This window comes from [Clostridium] ultunense DSM 10521, from assembly GCF_000511955.1.
Lineage (GTDB): Bacteria > Bacillota > Clostridia > Tissierellales > Tepidimicrobiaceae > Schnuerera > Schnuerera ultunensis.
The window spans coordinates 835,562-841,913 of record NZ_AZSU01000003.1; the positions used below are offsets into that span (position 1 = coordinate 835,562).

General features: G+C 35.8%; 1 protein-coding gene, 8 tRNA genes and 1 CRISPR repeat array. All 9 genes read right to left on the minus strand.

Annotation, left to right across the window (positions count from 1 at the left end):
- Positions 1 to 14 precede the first annotated feature (14 nt).
- Positions 15 to 2,976: direct repeats of the CRISPR family, unit length 30 nt; unit sequence GTTTCAATTCCTCATAGGTAGTCTATAAAT.
- A 189-nt stretch (positions 2,977 to 3,165) separates the two neighbouring features.
- Positions 3,166 to 4,995, minus strand: a complete 1,830-nt coding sequence (gene ftsH / locus CUL_RS0111270; RefSeq protein WP_025641798.1) for an ATP-dependent zinc metalloprotease FtsH — start codon at positions 4,993 to 4,995, stop codon at positions 3,166 to 3,168.
- A gap of 230 nt (positions 4,996 to 5,225) precedes the next feature.
- Positions 5,226 to 5,302 (minus strand) — tRNA-Arg (locus CUL_RS0111275).
- Positions 5,303 to 5,321: 19 nt separating this feature from the next.
- A tRNA-Cys gene (locus CUL_RS0111280) sits at positions 5,322 to 5,396 on the minus strand.
- A 182-nt stretch (positions 5,397 to 5,578) separates the two neighbouring features.
- Positions 5,579 to 5,652, minus strand: a tRNA-Gly gene (locus CUL_RS0111285).
- A 77-nt stretch (positions 5,653 to 5,729) separates the two neighbouring features.
- Positions 5,730 to 5,804, minus strand: a tRNA-Gly gene (locus tag CUL_RS0111290).
- Positions 5,805 to 5,826: 22 nt separating this feature from the next.
- A tRNA-Tyr gene (locus CUL_RS0111295) sits at positions 5,827 to 5,912 on the minus strand.
- Positions 5,913 to 5,956: 44 nt separating this feature from the next.
- Positions 5,957 to 6,032: transfer RNA gene (locus CUL_RS0111300), tRNA-Thr, on the minus strand.
- Positions 6,033 to 6,157: 125 nt separating this feature from the next.
- Positions 6,158 to 6,234 (minus strand) — tRNA-Asp (locus tag CUL_RS0111305).
- Positions 6,235 to 6,260: 26 nt separating this feature from the next.
- Positions 6,261 to 6,336, minus strand: a tRNA-Val gene (locus CUL_RS0111310).
- Positions 6,337 to 6,352 lie beyond the last annotated feature (16 nt).

Sequence of the window (6,352 nt, forward strand, 5' to 3'; positions counted from 1 at the left end):
GAAAACGTCTTTACGTTTCAATTCCTCATAGGTAGTCTATAAATCCAGCTTCTACTTTGTATCCTTCCTTGTATTGCCACGTTTCAATTCCTCATAGGTAGTCTATAAATTAATCATACTCAATATCTCCACCGCTTCCTTTACAAGGTTTCAATTCCTCATAGGTAGTCTATAAATTCATTACACTATAAGCGTAAGAGTGTGAGAAAAAGTGGTTTCAATTCCTCATAGGTAGTCTATAAATGTTTCTTTTCTACCTTATATCTTTCAAATTTATCAGGTTTCAATTCCTCATAGGTAGTCTATAAATACAATAATCAGATATTAAACCATTTATAGATTTAGAAGTTTCAATTCCTCATAGGTAGTCTATAAATTTATAGAAGAACAACTGGAAAAATATTTAGAGGAGGGGTTTCAATTCCTCATAGGTAGTCTATAAATACAGAATTAATCGCTAACATGTTGGGTGGTTACGCTAGTTTCAATTCCTCATAGGTAGTCTATAAATTCTACGACTACGAAGATGATATGTTTCCAGACACTTGTTTCAATTCCTCATAGGTAGTCTATAAATATGAGGAACACCGTCCCAGTATCCCCATTTTTTGTATAGTTTCAATTCCTCATAGGTAGTCTATAAATTAATCTACCTCTGGGTATCTTTCTTTCATCTTTCTTGGTTTCAATTCCTCATAGGTAGTCTATAAATGGGCTATTCCACCTTGCCAATTCATAGTTCCTTTTGCGTTTCAATTCCTCATAGGTAGTCTATAAATCTTAAAATAAATTCACCTTTAACCCCTACTGTTTGTGGTTTCAATTCCTCATAGGTAGTCTATAAATGTATTTTTTGCAACGCTGGCAAGCTCATACCATCATTGTTTCAATTCCTCATAGGTAGTCTATAAATCCTAAAGTTAAAACAGATGAGGAATTGGAAGAAAGGAGTTTCAATTCCTCATAGGTAGTCTATAAATAATATACTTTGGAACTTTTCTGTCAGCTATATATCTAGTTTCAATTCCTCATAGGTAGTCTATAAATACACAGGGCTTACACTTAATCAATGCGTATATGAGGCGTTTCAATTCCTCATAGGTAGTCTATAAATTTGCACATGCATGAATATGATTACTATAATAGGCAAGGTTTCAATTCCTCATAGGTAGTCTATAAATTTAGAGATTTCTCCATCTCTTTTCTTGCTTCATTATTGTTTCAATTCCTCATAGGTAGTCTATAAATCATTTGCGTATGTTTCATTATCAGCTACCATTTCATCGTTTCAATTCCTCATAGGTAGTCTATAAATTTCCAATCTGAACCTTCTCCTGCTGTATCTGCTCCTAGTTTCAATTCCTCATAGGTAGTCTATAAATGGTTTTTTTGTCTCTCCATTCTTCTGGTTTTCTGTTCGTTTCAATTCCTCATAGGTAGTCTATAAATCTGTTAACTGAATTAGGACTTGCATCTCCTATGTCTAGTTTCAATTCCTCATAGGTAGTCTATAAATAAGGCTAGGGAAACCTAGTCCTTTTTATTTTACAGTTTCAATTCCTCATAGGTAGTCTATAAATATAAAAGAGTATTGCAGTAGAAATAACATTCAAATAGGTTTCAATTCCTCATAGGTAGTCTATAAATCAGAAAATCAAAATGAAGAATCCATAGATGCACAAAGTTTCAATTCCTCATAGGTAGTCTATAAATATTTTCATTTTTTCAAGTGATGTAGCATATTGTGAGGTTTCAATTCCTCATAGGTAGTCTATAAATGTGGAGGGGATTGTGTGAGAGAAAAATACGATTGGAGGTTTCAATTCCTCATAGGTAGTCTATAAATTTTACTTCCTTCAATAGTTTTTCGTTTATATTTGTTGGTTTCAATTCCTCATAGGTAGTCTATAAATCAAGGCTTCTTCAATACCACTAACCAAGTCGTCAGCAGTTTCAATTCCTCATAGGTAGTCTATAAATTTAGCAAAAGGTTTTAATTCACCTTTATATTTAGTTCGTTTCAATTCCTCATAGGTAGTCTATAAATCCAATATTGTGGGACTGGTTTTTTATTCACATCTCTGTTTCAATTCCTCATAGGTAGTCTATAAATATAAGTCCCATAATATAATCCAAGACCATGCATACAAGTTTCAATTCCTCATAGGTAGTCTATAAATGTATTTCTCTACCTTGGCTATCCACCATAATCACTCTGTTTCAATTCCTCATAGGTAGTCTATAAATAAGCTAACAGAAAAATATTCACAGCAATTAAAGCCTGTTTCAATTCCTCATAGGTAGTCTATAAATACTTTGCCTATTTATATTAGATACCACCTTATCTGTGTTTCAATTCCTCATAGGTAGTCTATAAATTCATTAGCTCTAAATTATCCATACAGTAACATTTATGTTTCAATTCCTCATAGGTAGTCTATAAATTTTAATCTTTGTTCACTTATCTCAATAGCTTCTGGATGTTTCAATTCCTCATAGGTAGTCTATAAATTTTATAGCATCTTTACCACAGCTATCTGCACTGTCAAGTTTCAATTCCTCATAGGTAGTCTATAAATTTATGTAGAGAATACTGAATTAGGATATATGAGATGTTTCAATTCCTCATAGGTAGTCTATAAATTGGCACAAAGATGCTGGGTGAATTCCAGGAGGGTGGGAGTTTCAATTCCTCATAGGTAGTCTATAAATCATTTGATAGTGGTTTTTTGTTTATCACTTCCTTTTGTTTCAATTCCTCATAGGTAGTCTATAAATGCTTTACTCATTATTCTACCTCCTCAAAGTAAATTGGTTTCAATTCCTCATAGGTAGTCTATAAATTGATGAAGTTTTAATTGCAGCTTTACCAAAATCAATGTTTCAATTCCTCATAGGTAGTCTATAAATTGTAACCAAGTCTAAATCATCATCTATTAATCCTTGGTTTCAATTCCTCATAGGTAGTCTATAAATCAATTTTATGTATTGATATTACTATGTTTCTCATTTTTTGTCAAATATGAAATTTTGGGATTCTAAATGTTACCTTTCTCTAATTTTTCTCTGCGCTCATTGAAATTTACACATTCCTCAAAAATATGAAATTGTCGTCGATCTCCAGGGATTTTTGCACTACCTGAGGTCGACGACAATTTTATATGTTTACTTATTTTTTTGTTCTTTATATTCTTTTACTATTTGATTAAACTCTTCTCCTGTAATAGTTTCTACTTCTAACAATCTTTCAGATACTCTGTCAAGTAGCTCAATATTATCCACTAATATTTGTTTAGATTTTTCATAAGCAGTTTTTATCAGTATTAATACTTCATCGTCTATTTCTTTACCAGTAGTTTCACTGTAGTTTTTCACACTACTTCCATCTAAATACTGGGCACTAGAGGATTCTAGCCCCATCATTCCAAATTTATCACTCATACCGTATTTTGTGACCATATTTCTAGCTATTTCTGTAGCCTTTTCAATATCATTGGAAGCTCCAGTGGATACGAGATTAAATTTTATCTCTTCTGCAGCTCGTCCACCAAATAAAATACATAATTCATTCTGTAAATCTTCCTTAGATAATAGGTATTTTTCCTTTTCAGGTAATTGCAATGTATAGCCTAAAGCCCCCATAGTTCTAGGAACTATAGTAATTTTAGCCACTGGATCTGTTCCTTCTAACATCGCCGCTACTATTGCATGTCCAGCTTCATGATAGGCCACAGCTTCTTTCTCCTCCTGTGACATAATACGATCTTTTTTCTCTGCTCCTGCAATTACAGTTTCAATAGATTCCATTAAATCCTCTTGCGTTACCTCTTTTCTATTAAATCTAACTGCTCTCAACGCTGCCTCATTTACTATATTTGCCAAATCTGCTCCTGCAGCTCCCGGAGTGGCCTTTGCAATATCTTCTAATCTTACATCTGGTCCTAATTTTATATTTTTAGAATGGACTTCCAATATTTTAAGCCTACCCGTAAAATCAGGAGTATCTACGATAATCCTCCTGTCAAATCTTCCTGGTCTTAACAAAGCAGGATCTAATACTTCCGGCCTATTAGTTGCTGCCAATATTACCACACCAGAAGATGAATCAAAACCATCCATTTCTGTTAGCAGCTGGTTTAAAGTCTGCTCCCTTTCATCATTTCCCCCAATGCCCGAAGCATCCCTTCTTTTACCAATAGCGTCAATTTCATCAATGAACACTATACAAGGAGATTGTTCCTGTGCTTGCTTAAATAAATCCCTAACTCTTGCTGCGCCCATTCCTACGAACATCTGAACGAATTCAGAGCCAGATATGGAAAAAAAAGGTACACTGGCTTCTCCCGCAATAGCTCTAGCAAGGAGTGTTTTTCCCGTTCCTGGTGGCCCAACTAATAAGGCTCCTTTTGGAAGTTTTGCCCCTATTTCTTTATATTTTTCTGGGTTTTTAATGAAATCTACTATCTCCTCTAGGGACTCTTTTGCTTCATCTTGCCCTGCTACATCATTAAAGGTTACGTCTGCCCAATCCTCTGCATAAATAGTACCTACTTTTCCACCTAGTTCCATAGCACCGCCACCCATTCGCTTAGCTATTCTCTTAGAAATTAAATTCCAAATAAACATAATAAATGCTATGGGAATAACCCAGGAAAAGAGAATATATTGGGAGATAGATACTTTTTGGGACTTAGCTGTATACTCCTCCACCCCCCATTCCTCTAGCTTGTCTATTAAAGACGGGTCATTCATATTATTAGCTTTATACCTTTTCGTGGATTTTCCATCTTCTGTATGAACCTCAAAGTGTATTTCATCTATATCTTCTTCTACAGAAACAATCCTTCCCTCTTTCCCAAATTTAACAAACTGGCTATAACTTACATACTCCGTTAGCTTTTCTTTTAGATATCCTCCAAATATAAAATTTGCTGTTACCATAATTAGTAGGTAATAAATAAGCCATTTTCTCCTATCAAATCTTTTATTCTTCATTTTTATTAATTTCCTCCATGTTTCAAAAATTTATGTTAAATTTATAATTATTCGATTTCATTATACCATACTTTTTAACAAATTTGGGGCTATATGCTCTATATACCCAAATAATTCATGGAATTATATAAGTTTTGAGAATACGTTAGATCGAATTTTATACTTTTGTTAAAAAGAACGAGTTATAAAACAAAAAGCCCTGCAATCATTAAGATTACAGGGCTTTTACTTGGTGTACCTAGGAGGACTCGAACCCCCAGCCTCCTGATTCGTAGTCAGGCACTCTATCCCGTTGAGCTATAGGTACATACTGTGTTTTACTTTGCTGGAGGCGGCACCCAGATTTGAACTGGGGAATAAAGGTTTTGCAGACCTCTGCCTTACCACTTGGCTATGCCGCCAGATTAAATTATGCGAAATCTAAAGCTTTCCACTAGTATAAGCGGCCCCGACTAAGCGATATACACAAAATCGAAAAACACGATTTTGGTCCCCTGCTTATGCCTTACCACTTGGCTATGCCACTGTATTAAAATTTTAGATGTTGAACTATTGGCTGTTTAAAGCTAAACTTTAGTATAAATGGAGCGGGTGAAGGGAATCGAACCCTCGCAACCAGCTTGGAAGGCTGGGGCTCTACCACTGAGCTACACCCGCATGCATAGTTGACAATTATGTCAATTAAATTTATAATACTCAGAAACATAGCGTTTCTGAGTTGCATTAAATAGTAGTGGAGCGGAAGACGGGATTCGAACCCGCGGCCCTCGCCTTGGCAAGGCGATGCTCTACCACTGAGCCACTTCCGCATGGTATATATTCTAGTATAAATGGTGGAGGAGACTGGATTCGAACCAGTGAAGGCTGAGCCAACGGATTTACAGTCCGTCCCCTTTAGCCAACTCGGGAACTCCTCCTAGTTTGTGTCCATTGGACACTTTTGTTATACAATATAATAATGTGGAGCTGGTGAGAGGACTTGAACCCCCAACCTACTGATTACAAGTCAGTTGCTCTGCCAATTGAGCTACACCAGCATAAGTATTAAATTACCGCCTTTAAGTTACATACTGCTAATATTAACGGCTCCGACTAAGTGATTCACAACAAATCAAAAACATGATTTGGGTTCTCTACTTATGCCAATTGAGCTACACCAGCATGGCGACCCGGAAGGGACTCGAACCCTCGACCTCCAGCGTGACAGGCTGGCATTCTAACCATCTGAACTACCGGGCCATTTTTTCAATTGACAATTATATAAATGGTGGGCACAACAGGGCTTGAACCTGTGACCCCCTGCTTGTAAGGCAGGTGCTCTCCCAACTGAGCTATGCGCCCTCGCAAAGTTCACTTA